The following is a 16,767-nucleotide window of genomic DNA, read 5'->3' as shown; positions in this document are numbered from 1 at the left end:
TCGATCCCAACGCGTACTACTTCCGAACCAACCCGCCAGCAGGACTCCCATCAAGATCTCAGGCGAGCCCGGCGCAATCCGCAGCAGCCGTAGGCGAAGTGGGGTCGGCAACGCCCCACGCCGGGCTGCGTCCGGCGTGCTCCGCGAACTCGCCGCGGGGGTGCCGGAGATCATTTGGCCGAGGGACGAGGCACGAACTCAGCCATCCCTAGAGGCAATCCCGGGAAGTCGCCTCGCGTCCGCGCAGGTCATGAAGTGTCGTCCCCGCTACTGCGGGGGGTCCCCTGACCGGCTCCGTTACGGGCGCGGGCCCCGCGAGACGGGCTGGCGGCGCTCGATCTCCCACCGTCACAACCGGCCAATGACACTCACCCTCGTTCTCCCACCCCACCCACCGTCAACTCCCCTCCATTTAAGCCAACTTGGCAACACCCGGGCCCGATCGCCGGCAGGGAGGTTGTCGTGTCCCCGACGAACTCGTTTACTTCGGACAGCAGCTGAAATCCAAGGAGGCGTACCAGTCCGATGATCAAGCGAATAGCCGCCCTGACGGCGCTCGTCCCGGCCATGTTGGGCACCACGGTCGGCGCCGCCGCGGCGCACCCCGCGGCGCACGCGACCACCTCCGTGGTCACCTTGACCTACGACGCCAGTGGTGCCGGTCAGTGGGCGGGCGCGATCAAGCAAGCCGTGCAGAACTGGAACGACGCGGTGCACAACGTGCGCTTGGAGCCGGCGAGCTCCCCCGGCTCGGCCGACTACGTGTACGAGGCGACCAGCGGGTGGCCACAGACCACGTTGGGGCCGATCTTCCCCGGCGGCAACGGTGACGTGCAGCTGGGCCAGCAGGCGGTCGACGAGGGCTATGACACGACCCGGATCACGGCGCACGAAACCGGGCACATCCTCGGGCTGCCCGACGACTACAGCGGGCCCTGCTCAGAGCTCATGTCCGGCCACGGCCCCGGCACGTCCTGCACGAACGCCAAGCCGAACGCGGCCGAGGCGGCCCAGGTCGACAAGAACTACGCCGCCGGCACGCCAGCCGTACGCCCGCAACACCACCAGGTCGTGATCGACATCTGGTCCGGCCGGACGCACACCGGGTCACGCTGACTGGCCAGCGAGTCAGACCCACTCGACACCGGCGACCTACGCCGGCCTACAGGGTCGTAGACCGGCGTAGAGCAACAGCAAGACGCGCGGAGCGAAGGCGAAACGGCCGAGACGTTGCCGTCGGACCGCACGACCACGACCACGGCTCCGGCCCGAGCCGCGAAGGTCGCCTGAGAGCCAGAAACACCCACACCTACACCAGGGGGCTACCTCCCGACCTGCGGCGATAACTCCGCTTTGCTGCCGCACCGTCAATCAGCAGATGGTGTACGGCTGCCGACGGTACCGAGTGCTGGTCCCGGGGACCGTTTGGATCGTTGGTCGAGACCGCGGAACGACTTTGGCGTGACATGTAGGGAACTGACGGACGAACAGTGGAAGCGGCTGGAGTCACTGTTGCCGCCGATACCAAGAATGGGGCGGCCGCCCAAGGAACGACGGCAGGTCTTCAACGGAATCTGGTGGCGGACGCCTCCGGGCACGTCCTGGCCGTCACGGTCACCGGAGGACAGCGCGGAGACGCGCCGCAGTTCATCACGCCTATGGGACGGATCCCCATTGCCCGGACCGGCGTCGGACGCCCGCGCACCCGGCCGGCGCATGTGATCGCCGACAGGGCCTACTCGTCCCGCATGATCCGCGGCTACCTCCGCCGCCGACAGATCCCGCACACGATCCCGGAGAAGCGCGACCAGGCCGGATGCCGGCTCCGCCCGGGCTCAGCGGGCGGCAGGCCGCCCGGCTTCGACCGCGACCACTACAAGCACAGACACAAGACCGCATGCCGGATCGGGCTGCTCAAACAGGCCCGGGCCGTGGCCACCAGGAATGACAAGCTCGCCATCCGCTACGAAGCGACCGTCCACCTTGCCTTGATACGGCAGTCGCTTTGCCCCCCTGCTCCCTCACAAGGTGTTCGGGCGGCCCGAACCGACCTCCGACAGCCTCGGATTCAGTCGGAAGAAATTGATGGCGGCATGCACGACGAGCGCAACCGGCAGAACAACGAGCAGGTCCCACGGCGCCGCGCCGACTGCAGCCAGGAGACAGATGACCGGAAGGGTGAGGAGAGTGGGGCACGTCGAGGCCAGGGCAATGCATATACGGGTTCGGCGGTTCATGGCCGGACTCCTTTGGCAGATGAAGGTGACAGGGTGACCACAGCACGCGCCCGTCAGGCGGGGCTGTTGCGAGCGCGGTCCAGGTAGTCGGCCAGCTCTCGCCAGTCGTCAGCCGGAGCACCGGGGTCGCCGAACATGACGGCTGGATCGTCACGCCAGGCAGCTCTTACACCCGCGGAAATGCCGGCATCGCCGCCGGTGACCAACGCGCTCAGCTCATCCATGCGGACCACCAGTCGGCGGACCTTCGGATCAGTGGGAGGAGTTCCAGCGGCACGGAGCCGTTCGGCCCTGCGGTACAGCTCAGGCCACTCGACCTCGAGCACGTAATGCATCGCAGGCCCCAGGGCAGTGGCACGGGCCCGCAGGACCTGAATCTGGTCGGCATCCAGGTGGTGGCCTAGCGAGTGCTCGCCCTCCGGTCCGGGGGCGCCGATCGCCCGCAGCGCATCGAGCAGAGCCGTGGCCGTCGGGTCCTGGTCAGCCGACAGCTCGTCACCGAGTCGCACGAGCCGCTCCCGCAGGACACCGAGCGCAGCGAGAGACGTCTCCACACTGGTCAAGTGGTCCCGGACCAACCGCGCAGGGTCGACCCCGGCATCCAGGCAGGCAGAGATGGTGTCCAGAGCCAGCCCCAGGCTACGGAGCGCCAGCACCTGATACAGGCGGACGAGGTCTTCCTCGGTGTATTCCCTGTGTCCTCCCGTGGTGCGCTGTGAGGGGCTGAGCAGGCCGATCGTGTCCCAGTGGTGCAGCGTGCGCACGGTCAGCCCGCTGGCCTCGGCAAGCCGGCCTACCTTCCAGGTTGCAGAAGTGGTCATAGAGCAACGATGCATCCTCACGCCGCGTGAGGTTCAAGCCGTGACAGCGACTGCTACTGCTACTCAACTCGACCTAGCGCTGGCCTTGACGCCGGTGTCAAGGTCTAGCGTCTCGGGTGAACCAGGGAGGAGCCACCATGCGGATCGGGGAGCTGGCCGAGCGTGCCGGGGTGAGTACTCGGTCGTTGCGCTACTACGAGGCGCAGGGGCTGCTACGAGCCCGGCGGGCCGCCAACGGCTATCGCGACTACGGGGACGAGGACCTACGGATCGTTCGGGAAATCCGCTCGCTGCTGGATCTCGGCTTCGGGCTGGAGGAGATTCGGCCCTTCGTGAAGTGTTTGCGCGACGGTCACGAGACCGGCGATCGCTGTGCGGACTCCATCGCCGTCTACCGCCACAAGCTCGCCGAGCTGGACGCGTGTATCGCCCACCTGAGCGAGGTGCGTCAGCGGGTCACCGGACAACTGCAACGGGCCATCGAGGTCCGGACCACCGATCCGCGCTGTGAGTTCTCCCCTTGTGTTTCCGAATGATCCAGCCCGACCCGCCCAAGGACAAAGGACACCACCTGTGAACGTCCCCGAGACCGCCGTCATCACCGTCACCGACGAGACCTTCGACCAACTGGTACTGCACAGTGCGCGGCCCGTCCTCCTCGAGTTCTGGGCATCCTGGTGCGGCCCTTGCCGACAGCTTGCGCCGGTCCTCGAACACATCGCCCGCGAGGAGGCGGCCCGCCTGACCGTCGCCAAGCTCAACACGGACGAGAACCCCGCCACGATGATTGCCTGCAACGTTCTCGCCGCTCCCACCTTGCAGGTCTACCGCGATGGCGAGCTGGTGAAGGAAATGGTCGGAGCGCGCCCGAAGCGGCGACTGATGCAGGAACTGGAGGACGTCCTGGGGCACGATCAACTGCAGAGCCAGTCAATGGCCATAGGCGATCAGTGACCAAGTGATCCGCGCACCCGGCAAGTGGTTCCGCGAGATGGCGGCGGCCATGGCGAGGGTGCGCTGGGCGACGCGGACCGGACAGCCCCTCCCACTCGGCGTCGTGCTTGCCGGCCTCCCGGTCCCGCAGTTGGTGATCGGCAGTGAGAGCTGCTCGCACCGCCGATCCCGTCTCGCCCCCAGCACGTGGACCGGGTGGGCGGCCGCCGATCGGGGACCGCTCCGCCCTGGTGGACGTCGAGTTCGTGCTGATCACGGGGGTGTCGCTGGCGCGATCCGCCCCGCAACTCGGAGTCGATTCGCCGACCTGGGCGACGACCGTCTCCGGCGCCGGCGCCATCCGCACCAGCACGGGATCAAGGTCCGCATCACCCGTCATGGGACCGAGGACGAGACCTCGCTCGGCCGCCACCGCTGGCTCGTCGAGCGCACCGTATCCTGGCTGCTGCGGTTCGAACGTCTCGGACTGCGCTCGACCGCACACAGCTCACCGTGCGCCCGCTGCCCACCTCGGGCTGCGTACTGATCGACTCGCGTCGACTCGTGCAGCACGGAGTCGCGCGACCAGGATTGTCTACGTCGCCGTGGGCTGCCGCTCGCACGAGTCGCTGTGGGCCTCGGCCGACGGCGTGAGGGGAGACTCTGATGGGTTCGTTCGATGTGCCGTTGGACGACGAACGCACCCAGCTCGATGCATTCATCGAGGAATACCGCAGCGCCATCGAGTTGACTCTCGACTGTCTCACCGAAGAACAGGCTCGCCGCCAACTCGTCCCGTCGGCAACGACGTTGCTCGGCCTGCTCAAGCACGTCACGTGGATGCAGCGGGTGTGGTTCGAAGAGTGCGTCGGCGGCACGTCCCGCCGTGAGCTCGGCCTAGCACCGAGTCCGGACGCATCCTTCCAGCTCTCCGACGACGACACCGTCGCCTCGGTCACGGCAGCCCACCGGCAAGCCTGCGCCACGGCCCGGACGACGATCGCAGACCTGCCACTGGACGCAGTCGTGACTGGCCATCGGACCGGGCCGCGCACGCTTCGCTGGGTGTACCTGCAAGTTCTGCGAGAGCTGGCCCACCATTGCGGACACGCCGACATCCTGCGCGAACAGGTACGTGCTGGCTGAGTCCTGAGACCACGTCTGACGAGTTGCATGCGCGGCGTCCGCCGCAGCCGTTCGCCGGCCAGCGGGCCCGGGCCTCGGTGGCGTCAAGGCGTAACCCGCCGCCCTCGGCCTGGGCGTAGGCGAACACGCCGCCCAGAGTTCGCAGGCACGGGTCGGGCCGGGGCCTTGAACCGCACGGCTCCGCCCTCCCAGGCACGGTCGGATCTGGCCGACGGCCCGGGTGATGGCGGAACGGTCGACACCAAACACCGTTGCGGCAGTATGTCGCGTCTCTTTCGGCGGGATCCCGATCGGCGCACAGAACGCGCCATCTCGATCTCGGCCAGGAGCACCTGTTCCCGCCTTCACTTCCCCCCAATTGCGCGTCTCTGACCTCGATGGATGCGACTCGGCAGAGATGTGCGCAGCCGGGATGAGGCCACTCCGAGGCGATGAAGTAGGCCAATTCAACAGCGCCTTAGTCCACTGATTCAAGCCGCTATTCTTTACATTCGCATTGCACTCACATTAAGTCGATTGACCTGTTGCGCGGCCAGCAGATGTAGTGGGAGCGAAGCAAACTCAAGCAGAGATGCGAAGAAGGGCCGCCACCCATTTCCCGAGGACCCGGAAGGGAAGAAATGTCAATTACGAGACGTGCGACTTTTCGCGAGCTCACCCATGAGGACATTCTCGCACTCATCGAAGGTACGGTATTAGCCGTACATATACCGGGGTTCGCCCCCGCCGAGGTCGTGACATCCGCACGTGGCCAGTTGGTCGACCACCCGGACAAGGGTGGCCTGAGTCAGGACACAACGTTCCAGCGTATAGGTTTCGCCTACTCCGAGATCAGCGATGACGCGTCCCGCGAGCGTTACCACTCAGAAGCCCGGGACAACATTCAAAGAATGCGGGATCTATTCTCCCCCTACGCCTCGCCGAGTGACACCCTCCGCCTTCTTCTCGAGGAGACCTGGAACCCCGGGGCAAGCCTGCTGAGCGTTGATGGGCGGAAGGCGTTCATCGGCATCTGCCGGTTCCAGGACCAGGGAGTGGATCTCAATCCGCATACCGACGCCCTGGAACGCAACCTTCCCTCGACGGACGCACATGAGCTGGTCGCACAGCTCTCGGCCAACATCTACATCAACATCCCGCACACCGGCGGCGAACTCGAACTGTGGGGCACCGAACCTGGCGAGCACGCCTAAAACGAACTCAAGGGGGAACGGGTCTGGGGCCTCGAACGCGATCAGTTGGGCCCGCCGAAGGCGGTCATCAAGCCTGCGCCGGGCGATCTGCTACTCCTCAACCCGCGCCAGATCCATGCGGTACGGCCGTCCAGCGACGAGCCCCGCATCACCTTGGGGCATTTCATCGGCTACCACGGTGCCGACCTGCCGCTCACCCTGTGGAGCTGAGGCAGGAATGAACTCCTACCTCGTCGACGGACGTACGAAGGCGAATTTCGGGGAGGCCGCCAAGAAACTCACCCTCGCCGGCACGCGAGCCATTCTACTGGTGAGTGTCGGTCAGCGCTATCACGAGGGTGACAAACTCAGAGCCACAGTGGAGCTGGTGAACCGCAGCGAATTCAAGCAGTTGACCATCGCGGTGGCCGACACCTTGCAGCGCTCCAACTACATCGACGTATCTCCCGAGCAGGCATATGCGCGTTCCCTGCGCGAGGGGGACGAATGGCTTGAGCGCAACGACAAAATCCTGGGCCAGCTTTCTGTGCCCAACGAGGTGCTCCGGTGGGACGAAGCACTGAAGGACCCCGACTACCCTCAATTCAGGCAGCGCATCGAACGCGCATACGCGGAGAATACAGAGTACCGCCAGGCAGTAGATTCCACCATCAAGAAGTTCATTGACCGGCTCACGGCACGCGACCCGAAAGCGGACACCGAGAAGGCATTCAAAGGATGCCTGGAATACCTCATAGAGGAGTGCCCCATCATCATGCCGATGTGGGCACACCAGGGCTACGACTACGTCATCTACCCCCAGCCGATGACGGCCGCCATGGCTGAATCCCAACGGCTGTTCGTCACGACGGAATACCCCGGAAAGGGAGGCTGGTTGTCCTTGAGGTTCAAGAAGCGGGCCGCCGCTACTGACCAACTTGCCTAGAGCTCCACGATCATCACCATCCGGTACAGAGGACACGACACTGTGACGTCATCGACCACCACCCCCAAGTCAGCGACGAAGGCCCCACCGGACCGCAGGTGGTGGGCCTTCGCCGGGGTGAGCCTGATCAGCTTCCTCGGCTGCATCGATCTCACCATCGTGAACACGGCCGCCCCGCAGATCCAGAAGGATCTCGGTGCGTCCGTCACCGATCTGCAGCTCATCGTCAACATGTTCATCGTCGCCTTATCCATGTTCATGGTGACCATGGGGCGGCTCGCCGACTCCTACGGCCGGCGTCGTGTCCTCTACATCGGCACGGTCGTCTTCGGACTCGCCTCGCTCGGCGCCGGCTTCGCCCCCACCACCGGCTGGCTCATCGCCTTCCGGTTCCTGCAGGGCGCCGCCGGGGCGATCCTCTATACCTCCACCGGCGCCATCGTCCAGAACGCCTTCCCCGAATCCCAGCGCGGCCGGGCCATCGGTGCCCTGTACGGGGTCAACGGTGTCGGTCTGGCCATCGGGCCCATGCTCGGCGGGGTGCTCGTCTCCGCCGCTGGCTGGCAGTGGGTGTTCTGGCTCAACGTGCCGCTCGTCGCGCTCGCACTGTCGCTGTGCTCGTTCAGCGTCCGTGAGTCCCGCAACGAGGAGGCCACCACCGGCGTGGACTGGCCCGGCCTCATCCTCATCAGCCTCGGCATCCCCGCCGTCGTGCTCGCTTTCACACTCGGCGGCACATGGGGCTGGACAAGCCTTCCCACACTGGGACTTCTCGCCTTCGCTCTGATCGTGCTCATCGCCTTCTACCTCGTGGAGAAGCGCGCCACCGACCCCATCATCCGCTTCAGCCTCTTCAAGCACCGTGCCTTCCTCGCCGCGATCGTCTCGGACTTCGCACTCGCCTCCTTCTACGCCACCGTGCTCTTCCTGCTGCCCCTCTACCTCGACGAGGTACGCGGCTACGACGGTTACGCCACCGGTGCCCTCCTGCTGCCTTGCACGGCGGTGATGGCGGTGCTGTCCCCCTTCGTGGGGCGGCTGACCGACCGCTACGGCCCCCGGAAGATCCTCGTCGCGGGGTTCACCGCATTCACCGTCTCGGCCCTGCTGTTCACCCAACTCACCGCCGACACCTCCCTCTTCCTCATCGTGGTGGCGCTGGTCGCGATGGGCCTGGCCTGGGGCAGCGTGCTCGGCCCCGCCACCGTCTCCGCCCTGTCCTCGGTGCCGGAACGTCAGGCCGGCCTCGCCATGGGCTCCTCCTGGACGTTCCACAACCTCGGCGGAGCCATCGGCCTGGCCGCAGGCATCGTGCTCTACCGGGTACAGGCCGAATCCCACCTCACCGACACGCTCTCGGCCAAGGGCGTGGCCATCGGCTCCTGGACCCGGGACGCCGTGGCCGACCCGGAGCGCGCCACTGAACTCCTCAAGGAACACACCTCCCTCAACGCACACGACATCACCGACGTCTTCAACCAGATGTTCGCGCACGGCACCCAGTCGGCGATGTGGATGCTGGTCGGCACCTCCGCGTCCGCCCTGATCATCCTCGGCCTACTGAGCCTCACCGACCGCCGCCAAGCCGCCTGACACGCCAAGGGGAGCGGCCCCATCCGGCCGCTCCCCTCGTCCCCTTCCAGGGCGTTCCGCGCACTCGCCAGGAGCCCGCAGTGACGCCGGACAGCAGCTCGACGACTGCGACGACCAACTGACGGCCAGTCACTCCAGGTGACGGGACCACGTCCGCCCTTGCGGGGACGACTGAGCAGGTTCAACGATCAGCACCCCGAAAGTCGACTGTCACGACGGGCCTGTCTCGGCGCCCTGACACAGAGCCCCGGCCAACCTCCGCTCAGGGTCCGGGCCAGAAGTCGACCGCAGGCCACCGTCATCGGAGTAGCGTGATGTCCGCGCGAGAGGAGTAGGACTTGGCGGATCTCCAGTGGGCCAGGGCCACGGGCCAAGCTCGCGAGGCAACCGGCTATGCCTGCGAGGACATCCCCCGAACCGTCGAGGCGGTACGAAAACGCTTGCGGGCCGACCTGCGGCAGGAGTTCGATCAGGAACTCGGCGCCCTCGATGGTGGCGGCGCGTTCGAGGCATGGCTCAACCACTGGTGGACACAGGCCCCTAGCCGACGCCGCCCTCGACGATGAGGCCAGGGAGGCAGCGATTGGTTCGCCGATGTCGCCGTCGCCCTGCATGTCCGCGCCGAAGGCGGGCCCACCTACACGTCTGATGAGGTCGAGCAGATGATCACGAGGAAGGCTTCGTGAACCATACCGTCATCTGGGAACGGGCCGCCTCCGAGGGACTGAAACGGTTACGCGCCAAGTACGGCGACACGGTCAAACCCTTCGTCCGCGCCGTCAACGCGCTCGCAGACAACCCCGAACCGCGCTCCAGCAACAGACTCGGCGGCACCCACCTGCGATGCGTGCAGGTCGGGGAGTTCCGTGCCACCTACGAATTCGACGGAGCCCACCTCGCCGTGAAAGTCCTGACCGCCGGCGCCACGCCTGCCTAACGCCGGGAACCCGAGCGCGGTAGCCGGTCTCCCGCGCCTGAGTCCAACCTCGAAGCCGGCACATCAGAGCCAGCACCAGCCGACTCACGAAGGCGGAACCACCACATGCGGGCTCCGCAGCCCTGGACAAGCACAGTCAGCGCAACGGACCAAAACCCGATGGAACTCGCCCATGGGTGTGGGGACGAGCGCCTGATGGTGGGAACGCAGCCGGAGCGGGCTCCCCGGCAGACGCGGGGGCGGCCACTAGCTAACGGGACAGCGGTTGGCTTGGCTCCTTCTCGTAGGCGTGTCGGGCACGTCATAGGGTGTGCGGGCACGGTGTACGAGGGCTTGCGCAAGGCCACGTACGAAAACGATCGAACGTATCGAGGGGGCGTCGTGGGTGACATACAGGTGGACACGGCGAAGGTCCGTGGCACCGGCGATGACATGAAGGCGCTGTCGAGCGACACCCAGCGGCGCTTGTCGCATGTCCTTGACAGCTCTGAAGAGGTTTACTTCGACGCCATGTTTTGGAAGAGCGGTAACGCTGTCATGTCGTGCCGCACTGCTTGGCAAGATCACATGATCGAGCTCGCCAAGCAGATGGGCGAGCTGGGGCAGCGTTTGCAAGACTCCGCCGACGGCTACGATGCTGCCGACCAGGAAGCCGTTACGCGGCTGAGGGCCGGTATGCGGGACCTGGGAAGGAACTGACACCGTGGTCTCGTACTCGGAACTTATCAGTGCCCATCCGCAGAAATGGAAAGAAGCCGCGGACGACTGGGCAGCACTGGCGAAGTATGCTTTGAATGCGGCGCACGATGTACGTGAGCAAGGCGTCAAGCCTCTTGCTGATAATTGGGCCGACGAAGTCGGTGCAGCTGCGGCCGGCGATTTCGTGACGTTGGCGAACCAACTCGAGTCGGCGTACGACCTGCTGCTCAGCGTCAAGATGGTCATGGAAGGCATGCATACTAGCCTTGAAACGGCGATGAGCATCGCGCACCAGATAGCCGATCTCTCACGAGCTCATGACCTTCCTCTAGGCGAGGACGGCATGCCGCTGGAGTGTCCCAGCGCGAACGCCGAAGCTGGCCAGCAGCAGGCATACCGCGAAATCGTCGCACTGCGAGATCAAGCGGTTCAGCAGGCGACTGAAGCGGACGAGAAGACAGCGGCCGAGCTGTACCGTCTGGCAGGTACGGTCAGTATCAATGATCCGGATAAGGCTCTCAAAGAGCAGAACCGCGCATCGCACGTCGAAATGGATATGCTCGCCGCCGACATCCCGAAGGAAGGCACTGACCCGTCCGTGGTACGGGCCTGGTGGAACGGCCTAAGCGAGAAGCAGCAGCACGACTTGATGCGTGCCGAGCCGGTAAAGATCGCTCATCTCGACGGAATTCCCGAGAACATCAAACGTGAAATGCGTGGCACGGATGGGAAATTCGACCGCGTGAAGATGGTGGAGTACGCGCTGGAGAACTGGGACAAGAAGGACCCGATCCAGTTCGACAACAACTGCACCAACTTCGTGTCCCAAGCACTTGACCACGCAGGCATGCAGCACAAAATCGACTTCTGGTCGGGCGCCCGCGGCGACGATACGTGGGGAAACACCGGCGGCATCGGCATCGACACAATCGACGCGAGCATGTACTACTCAAAGACTTGGGCTGGAGCCGAGAATCAGCAGAACTTCATGCTCAAGCACGGCGGGGAGGAAGTGCCACGATCCGAGGCACGGCCCGGTGACATCATCTACTACGAGCAGCAGGGCCCCAACGACAAGATCGAGCAGGGCAACACCCACCACGCCGCCGTGGTCACGGCCGTGATGCCGGACGGCGAGATCAAGTACACACAACACCAGGACTCGTACCAGAACGTGAGTCTGCAAGGGAGACTCCCAACGACGGAAAAGGCCGAAGGGCAGCAGCGAATCCGCATCGTCCGCCCGCACCCGGATTGGTACTGACGTGAGTACCGCAGCCACACCACAACAACGCGTCCAGCGCGGGCAACGTCCGTCGGGACGTTGGCAGAGGATGATCCTCTCCGTGCCGCTGCTCTCGGCAGCCGCCGTTGTCAGCTTCTTTGTGTCAGTCTCACTCTCCAACGGGCACCACGAATTCCAGTCGACGGCATGCCGGTACACGCTTCTGCCATGGACTCACTTCGCCGTCGCCTACGGCGGCCTGGCGGCGGCCGTCATGTCGGTGGCTGTCCATCTGCTGATGTTCCGGTCCGCACGGCATGCAGGGCAGAATCCCAACTGTGGTTGGCAGAGCACGGTTTCAACGATCTTCTTCATCATCGCCTGCCTCATGATCCTGCTGACGGCCGGCACGGTCGTCGTGGCACACATGGACGCTTCCCAGTCAGCTGCGAATATCGGAAAACCCATCTGCGAAGGCTGACCCTGTGGCCTGTGTCGATGGATACGTCCCACTGCTTGATCCGTTGACCCCGCGCTCGGCCTCGTGGCGCTCGCGGTGGTCGGCCTTGTCGAAGTTCGGCAGCCGACTGCCCTGAGCTCAGAGCCGCTTACGGTTGCGGAACCCGGTCCGCCGAGACCGGGATCGTCGACCGGCGACGGCGCTGGCCGCACGGTGCGGGGCATGCAGCAGAACTACCCCCGCGCGTGCAGGGGCGCGCTGTCCTGGATGAACTCCGAGCCACCCCCGCGCGTGCGGGCGCGGGGAGCGGCGCTCACCCTGGGCGCCCTGGTGGGTGCTGCGGGGCTCATCCCCGCAGGCACGGGGAGCAGGAGGCCACCGGCGATGTCGACGTCTACACCTCGGGCTCATCCCCGCGGGCGCGGGGAGCGGCAGACCAACGAGTGGAAGGACGGCGAGGCGCTGGGCTCATCCCCGCGGGCGCGGGGAGCGGAAACTCTCACGGGCATGCCAAGAACCCCGACCGGGCTCATCCCCGCGGGCGCGGGGAGCGGGGGCGGCAGGGGCTCCGGTCCGGTCAGGTGTGGGGCTCATCCCCGCGGGCGCGGGGAGCGGTCGCTCGCCCGCTGCGCGAGCCGGATGAGGTAGGGCTCATCCCCGCGGGCGCGGGGAGCGGCCAGCACATCCAGCCGCCCGTACGCGGTCTTCGGGCTCATCCCCGCGGGCGCGGGGAGCGGACGGACGCCTCGGAGACGTCGTTGATGGTCCGGGGCTCATCCCCGCGGGCGCGGGGAGCGGCGGCGAACCCTCCCCTGATTCGTGCACTCTGCGGGCTCATCCCCGCGGGCGCGGGGAGCGGACTTCGTGAGCTGTGCTTTTATCAAGGGGCGACGCTTGTTTCAGCAAAGATGAGAGAAAAGGGCATACGGGATAAACAGGAACCCCTTCGGTCAGAGACGCCTCCACGCCACAGGCTATGCCCTCACACCCAGGCCCCTCGGGGGAAACCGCCAAGGCCCCAGAGACACCCCCGACGAGCCCCGGCTGCCGTTCAACGTGCGGCTGCCTGATCGGCCCAAGGCGCGGCGACTGGCATGCGGGAGGTGCCAGGCCCGCACGGCACCGTCCTAGTCTCGACAAGCCCGGCGAGCGTTGCCCTGACCGCGACGGCCGGGATAGCGCTCCAGCTGGGGTGCCGCCAACCACTTCTCGGAGACCGTGGTCATGATGCTGCGGGACGATATCCCTCAAGACGCCCCCGGTGAGGCCGTCTGCGCGCCGTTCGGTACCCGGCCGGTTCGCCTTGGCCGGCGCCGTCAGGGCAGCACGCCGGCGGTGAGTGACGGGCCCGCGGCGTCCGCGTCAGGATGTCGAGGGGTGTCGCAGGACGGCGGCCTGGGGTCTATGCCGACGCCTTCGACTGCCAGGACAACACGGGCCTTTCGCGATCGACGGCAACTATCCGCACCGATATGCCCTGACCTTCGCGAACACTCAGGTCTGCGACCGGTCCGGTGAGCGGAACGAGCCCTTCGACGCAGTCGGCGTCGGGACGACCTGACGTACCGTATCCGCCTCGAGCGGCGTCCGGAACTGCCCCGCGAGCGCGGGGACGACCGCGATCCGGACACCGCCGAGGATGGAGTCCCGCGCCGCTCTCGTCGGCAGTCGGCGAACGTATCCGATCCGGCGGCAGCTGACGCCATGGGCAGTGGCGTGTCCGAAGCCTGTCGGGTCAGGTGGTGAGTGCGTGTCCGGTTGTTGAGTCGATGTGCTCTGGGATCTCGTCGTGGTGATCGCCCACGGTCGGTGTCCCGGTGGGCTCGAACATGAGGATTGCGGCGCCGGACGGAGCGTACGGCTTGTGCTCTGTGCCTCGGGGGACGGTGAAGACCGCCCCCTGTGGGAGCAGGACCGTGCGCTCCCCGTCGGGCTCGCGCAGGGAGATGCGCAGTTCGCCGTCGAGTACGAGGAAGAACTCGTCGGTGTCGTCGTGCACGTGCCAGATGTGTTCGCCGTCGACCTTGGCGATGCGGACGTCGTAGTCGTTGACGCGCGTGACGATGCGGGGGCTCCACAGGGCATCGAAGGTGGCCAGGGCCTGGATGAGGGGGATGGGTTCGCTGCTCATGGGCTCATCCTGAGCTGTTTCGCATGGCCGGCGTGAGTGCTAGGAATCGCATATGGCGAAAGAATCCTCGCATGCGGCTCGCGTGGCGGGTGTGCACAGCGTCGTCGTGATCGTGGACGAGAACTCGAACCCCTTCGAGCTGGGCTGCGCGACCGAGGTGTTCGGTTTGCGCAGACCGGAGATCGGCCGTGAGCTCTATGACTTCAGGCTCTGTTCGCCCGAGCCCCGCACCCTGATGCGCGACGGATTCTTCACGCTCACGGGAGTTGCCGACCTGGAAGCGGCCGACACGGCGGACACGTTGATCGTCCCCAATCGGCCGGACGTAGAAGTGCCCCGCCGTCCCGCCGTACTCGATGCCGTCCGCCGGGCACACGCCCGCGGTGCGCGCCTGGTCGGCTTCTGCAGCGGCGCCTTCACACTGGCCGAGGCTGGCGTCCTCGACGGGCGCCGGGCCACCGCGCACTGGCAGTGGGCGGATTCCTTCCGGGCCCGCTTCCCCTCTGTCCAGCTCGAAGCGGACGTGCTGTTCGTGGATGACGGTGACATCCTCACCGCGGCAGGAAGTGCAGCTGCTCTCGATCTCGGGCTGCATCTGGTCCGCCGCGACTACGGCGCGGAGGTCGCCAATTCTGTGAGCCGACGGCTGGTCTTCGCGGCACACCGGGACGGTGGGCAGCGGCAGTTCGTGGAGCGTCCCATGCCCGACCTGCAAGGCGAGTCCTTGGCGCCTGTCCTGGCCTGGGCTCAGGAACGGCTGGACTCACCGCTCACCGTGTCCGGCCTTGCCGCGCGTGCGGCGGTCAGTCCGGCGACGCTGCATCGCCGCTTCCAGGCGCAACTGGGCACGACGCCGCTGGCGTGGCTGACCGGGGAACGGCTTGCTCTGGCGTGCCGGTTGATCGAGCGCGGTGAGTCCCGGTTCGAGATGGTCGCGCGACGTAGCGGGCTCGGCACCGCTGCCAATCTGCGCACGCTGATGCGCCGCGAGACCGGCATCACACCGTCGGCGTACAAGCGCAGGTTCGGGCCGGAGGCGAACTGACGGCGCGCATCCCTGCCGACGAACCACGTGGGCGGGGACGGCTCAGCGCCGGTAGGCGGAACACAGGGTGCGCCACAGCCCGACTCCCCCGCAATCCGTCGCGACGGTCGAGCAGTCTTGCGGTCGTGGGGCCGTGTGGACGTGGGGCGGGATATCTTCCCTCTGCACTTGGGGTGATCTGCCCCTGGCGTTGCTCATGGGAGGAGGCCGATGTCAGACCAGCCGCCGCAGGATCTGCCGCCGGAAGAGGGCCGCAGCATCACCGCTCATGTCACCGCCACTGGTGAAACGGCCGATTGCCGACTTCGGCGCTTCGAGGTCAGTCCGGTCTGTCGAGAGTGAGGCCGGTCCCGGCGAGGAATCCGCCGAGGATGCCGTGCCGGTACTGCAGTTCCTTGAGTCGCCTGCGGAGCAGGGTCTCCAGCTCGCTGAGGCTGCGGGCAGCCAGGTTGGCAGGACTCCGCTTGATATGCGCCCACAGGCCCTCCACCGGGTTGAGGTCGGGCGCATATCCGGGCAGCAGGATGACCGTCAGCCATTCCTGCTCGGCCACGAGTGCCTGCATCGTCTTGGAGGTGTGGGTGCTCAACCGGTCCCACACCACGATGAGCGGCGGGGCCTTGAGCAGTTGGTGGGCGTCGTCGAGTAGGCGGACGTAGTCCGTCTCGCTCAGCGAGCGACGCTCCCCCTTGCGGCCGGCGTGCCGACGCGGCCGGTAGCACAGGCGGGCGGGCAGGCCCGGCCTGAAGCACAGCAGTCCGGCTACCGACAGGCGGCCACGGCTGCGGCCGGAAACGCGCACTGTGGGGGTGATCCCGCGCCGCCCCCAGGTGCGGCCTTGGGCGGCCGGCCGGTCATGCCTGCTTCGTCCTCGAAGCAGATGAACGCGCCGGTCGCCGCCCGGAGGGTTTTACCTCCTGCCAGGTCGCCTCCCGCCATGCGGTGACCGCGTCTTCGTCGCGTGTGGTCGCAGGCCGGGCGGGCATCTGCACGCTGTGGCCCATCCGGTGCAGCAGCCGGGTCACCCCGGAGACGCTGTAGGCGATGTGGAACTTCCTCCCGATCAGCATGCGTACCCGTGCCGCGGTCCACACCTGGTCATCCGTCCAGTCGTGCGCAGCCGGCTCCTCCTCCAGCCAGGCGGCGAGTTTGGCCTGCCGGTGCGGGCCGAGCCGGCAGTCGTAGCCCGAAGGCCCCTTGGAGCACAGCGTTTCCCGACCACCCAACTCCCAGGCACGGCGCCACTGGTAGACCGACTTCTTGCTCACCCGTAACTCCCGGGCGATGCACGGGACTTCCACGACCTTCTCAAAGAGGTCAGCGGCCCGCATCCGTACCTCTTCACGGCGCTTGCGCTGCCCGACGGCCAGCCCGCCCCCATCTGGATACCGCATGCCTCCGGCCTACCTGCCACCGCGGGAT

19 protein-coding genes and 1 CRISPR repeat array are annotated in these 16,767 nt (G+C 66.5%); of the genes, 14 read left to right on the top strand and 5 right to left on the bottom strand.

Annotation, left to right across the window (positions count from 1 at the left end; translation table 11 throughout):
* Positions 1–525: 525 nt before the first annotated feature.
* Together ACLJT4_RS35500 and ACLJT4_RS35495 are read left to right on the top strand one after the other, a co-directional pair.
* Positions 526–1,116, top strand: a complete 591-nt coding sequence (locus ACLJT4_RS35500; protein WP_411128832.1) for a snapalysin family zinc-dependent metalloprotease — start codon at positions 526–528, stop codon at positions 1,114–1,116.
* 345 nt (positions 1,117–1,461) lie between these two features.
* Positions 1,462–1,722, top strand: coding sequence for a transposase (locus ACLJT4_RS35495; RefSeq protein ID WP_411128830.1), 261 nt, complete (start codon positions 1,462–1,464; stop codon positions 1,720–1,722).
* A gap of 299 nt (positions 1,723–2,021) precedes the next feature.
* On the opposite strand, the gene ACLJT4_RS35490 is transcribed toward ACLJT4_RS35495, so the two are convergent.
* Both ACLJT4_RS35490 and ACLJT4_RS35485 read right to left on the bottom strand, forming a co-directional pair.
* On the bottom strand, positions 2,022–2,237 hold the full coding sequence (locus tag ACLJT4_RS35490) for a hypothetical protein (RefSeq protein WP_411128828.1): 216 nt from the start codon (positions 2,235–2,237) through the stop codon (positions 2,022–2,024).
* A gap of 53 nt (positions 2,238–2,290) precedes the next feature.
* Positions 2,291–3,058, bottom strand: coding sequence for a MerR family transcriptional regulator (locus ACLJT4_RS35485; RefSeq protein ID WP_411128826.1), 768 nt, complete (start codon positions 3,056–3,058; stop codon positions 2,291–2,293).
* 137 nt (positions 3,059–3,195) lie between these two features.
* Between ACLJT4_RS35485 and ACLJT4_RS35480 the strand changes: the two genes are divergently transcribed.
* From ACLJT4_RS35480 to ACLJT4_RS35430, 11 genes are all read left to right on the top strand, one after another.
* On the top strand, positions 3,196–3,594 hold the full coding sequence (locus tag ACLJT4_RS35480; RefSeq protein WP_411128824.1) for a MerR family transcriptional regulator: 399 nt from the start codon (positions 3,196–3,198) through the stop codon (positions 3,592–3,594).
* Positions 3,595–3,631: 37 nt separating this feature from the next.
* A complete protein-coding gene (gene trxA / locus ACLJT4_RS35475) occupies positions 3,632–4,012 on the top strand; it encodes a thioredoxin (RefSeq protein ID WP_411128822.1) in 381 nt (126 codons plus the stop codon).
* 645 nt (positions 4,013–4,657) lie between these two features.
* The gene (locus ACLJT4_RS35470) at positions 4,658–5,137 is read left to right on the top strand and encodes a DinB family protein (protein ID WP_411128820.1); all 480 of its coding nucleotides are present in this window, start codon (positions 4,658–4,660) and stop codon (positions 5,135–5,137) included.
* 890 nt (positions 5,138–6,027) lie between these two features.
* Positions 6,028–6,330, top strand: a complete 303-nt coding sequence (locus ACLJT4_RS35465) for a hypothetical protein (protein ID WP_411128818.1) — start codon at positions 6,028–6,030, stop codon at positions 6,328–6,330.
* Positions 6,331–6,375: 45 nt separating this feature from the next.
* Positions 6,376–6,540 (top strand): hypothetical protein, encoded by a 165-nt coding sequence (locus ACLJT4_RS35460; protein WP_411128816.1) that lies wholly within the window; start codon positions 6,376–6,378, stop codon positions 6,538–6,540.
* Positions 6,541–6,547: 7 nt separating this feature from the next.
* On the top strand, positions 6,548–7,255 hold the full coding sequence (locus tag ACLJT4_RS35455; protein ID WP_411128814.1) for a tRNA-dependent cyclodipeptide synthase: 708 nt from the start codon (positions 6,548–6,550) through the stop codon (positions 7,253–7,255).
* A 42-nt stretch (positions 7,256–7,297) separates the two neighbouring features.
* Entirely contained in the window at positions 7,298–8,848 is a 1,551-nt protein-coding gene (locus ACLJT4_RS35450) for an MFS transporter (protein WP_411128812.1), read from the top strand.
* A 682-nt stretch (positions 8,849–9,530) separates the two neighbouring features.
* Entirely contained in the window at positions 9,531–9,785 is a 255-nt protein-coding gene (locus ACLJT4_RS35445) for a type II toxin-antitoxin system RelE family toxin (RefSeq protein ID WP_411128810.1), read from the top strand.
* A 381-nt stretch (positions 9,786–10,166) separates the two neighbouring features.
* Positions 10,167–10,484, top strand: a complete 318-nt coding sequence (locus ACLJT4_RS35440) for a WXG100 family type VII secretion target (RefSeq protein ID WP_038524054.1) — start codon at positions 10,167–10,169, stop codon at positions 10,482–10,484.
* A 4-nt stretch (positions 10,485–10,488) separates the two neighbouring features.
* The gene (locus ACLJT4_RS35435) at positions 10,489–11,748 is read left to right on the top strand and encodes an amidase domain-containing protein (protein WP_411128807.1); all 1,260 of its coding nucleotides are present in this window, start codon (positions 10,489–10,491) and stop codon (positions 11,746–11,748) included.
* 70 nt (positions 11,749–11,818) lie between these two features.
* Complete coding sequence (locus ACLJT4_RS35430; RefSeq protein ID WP_411128805.1) at positions 11,819–12,190, top strand: hypothetical protein; 372 nt, start codon at positions 11,819–11,821, stop codon at positions 12,188–12,190.
* A 321-nt stretch (positions 12,191–12,511) separates the two neighbouring features.
* Positions 12,512–13,028: direct repeats of the CRISPR family, unit length 29 nt; unit sequence GGGCTCATCCCCGCGGGCGCGGGGAGCGG.
* Positions 13,029–13,904: 876 nt separating this feature from the next.
* On the opposite strand, the gene ACLJT4_RS35425 is transcribed toward ACLJT4_RS35430, so the two are convergent.
* The gene (locus tag ACLJT4_RS35425) at positions 13,905–14,300 is read right to left on the bottom strand and encodes a cupin domain-containing protein (protein WP_411128803.1); all 396 of its coding nucleotides are present in this window, start codon (positions 14,298–14,300) and stop codon (positions 13,905–13,907) included.
* 52 nt (positions 14,301–14,352) lie between these two features.
* Between ACLJT4_RS35425 and ACLJT4_RS35420 the strand changes: the two genes are divergently transcribed.
* Positions 14,353–15,345, top strand: a complete 993-nt coding sequence (locus tag ACLJT4_RS35420; RefSeq protein ID WP_411128801.1) for a GlxA family transcriptional regulator — start codon at positions 14,353–14,355, stop codon at positions 15,343–15,345.
* A gap of 319 nt (positions 15,346–15,664) precedes the next feature.
* Here ACLJT4_RS35420 and ACLJT4_RS35415 read toward each other — a convergent pair whose 3' ends face one another.
* Positions 15,665–16,147, bottom strand: a complete 483-nt coding sequence (locus ACLJT4_RS35415) for a transposase (protein WP_411128799.1) — start codon at positions 16,145–16,147, stop codon at positions 15,665–15,667.
* A gap of 52 nt (positions 16,148–16,199) precedes the next feature.
* A complete protein-coding gene (locus ACLJT4_RS35410) occupies positions 16,200–16,739 on the bottom strand; it encodes a helix-turn-helix domain-containing protein (RefSeq protein ID WP_411128797.1) in 540 nt (179 codons plus the stop codon).
* Positions 16,740–16,767 lie beyond the last annotated feature (28 nt).

The organism is Streptomyces sp. x-19, assembly GCF_046549115.1.
Taxonomy (GTDB): Bacteria; Actinomycetota; Actinomycetes; order Streptomycetales; family Streptomycetaceae; genus Streptomyces; species Streptomyces albulus_C.
This window is presented reverse-complemented; position numbering and strand designations above follow the sequence as displayed.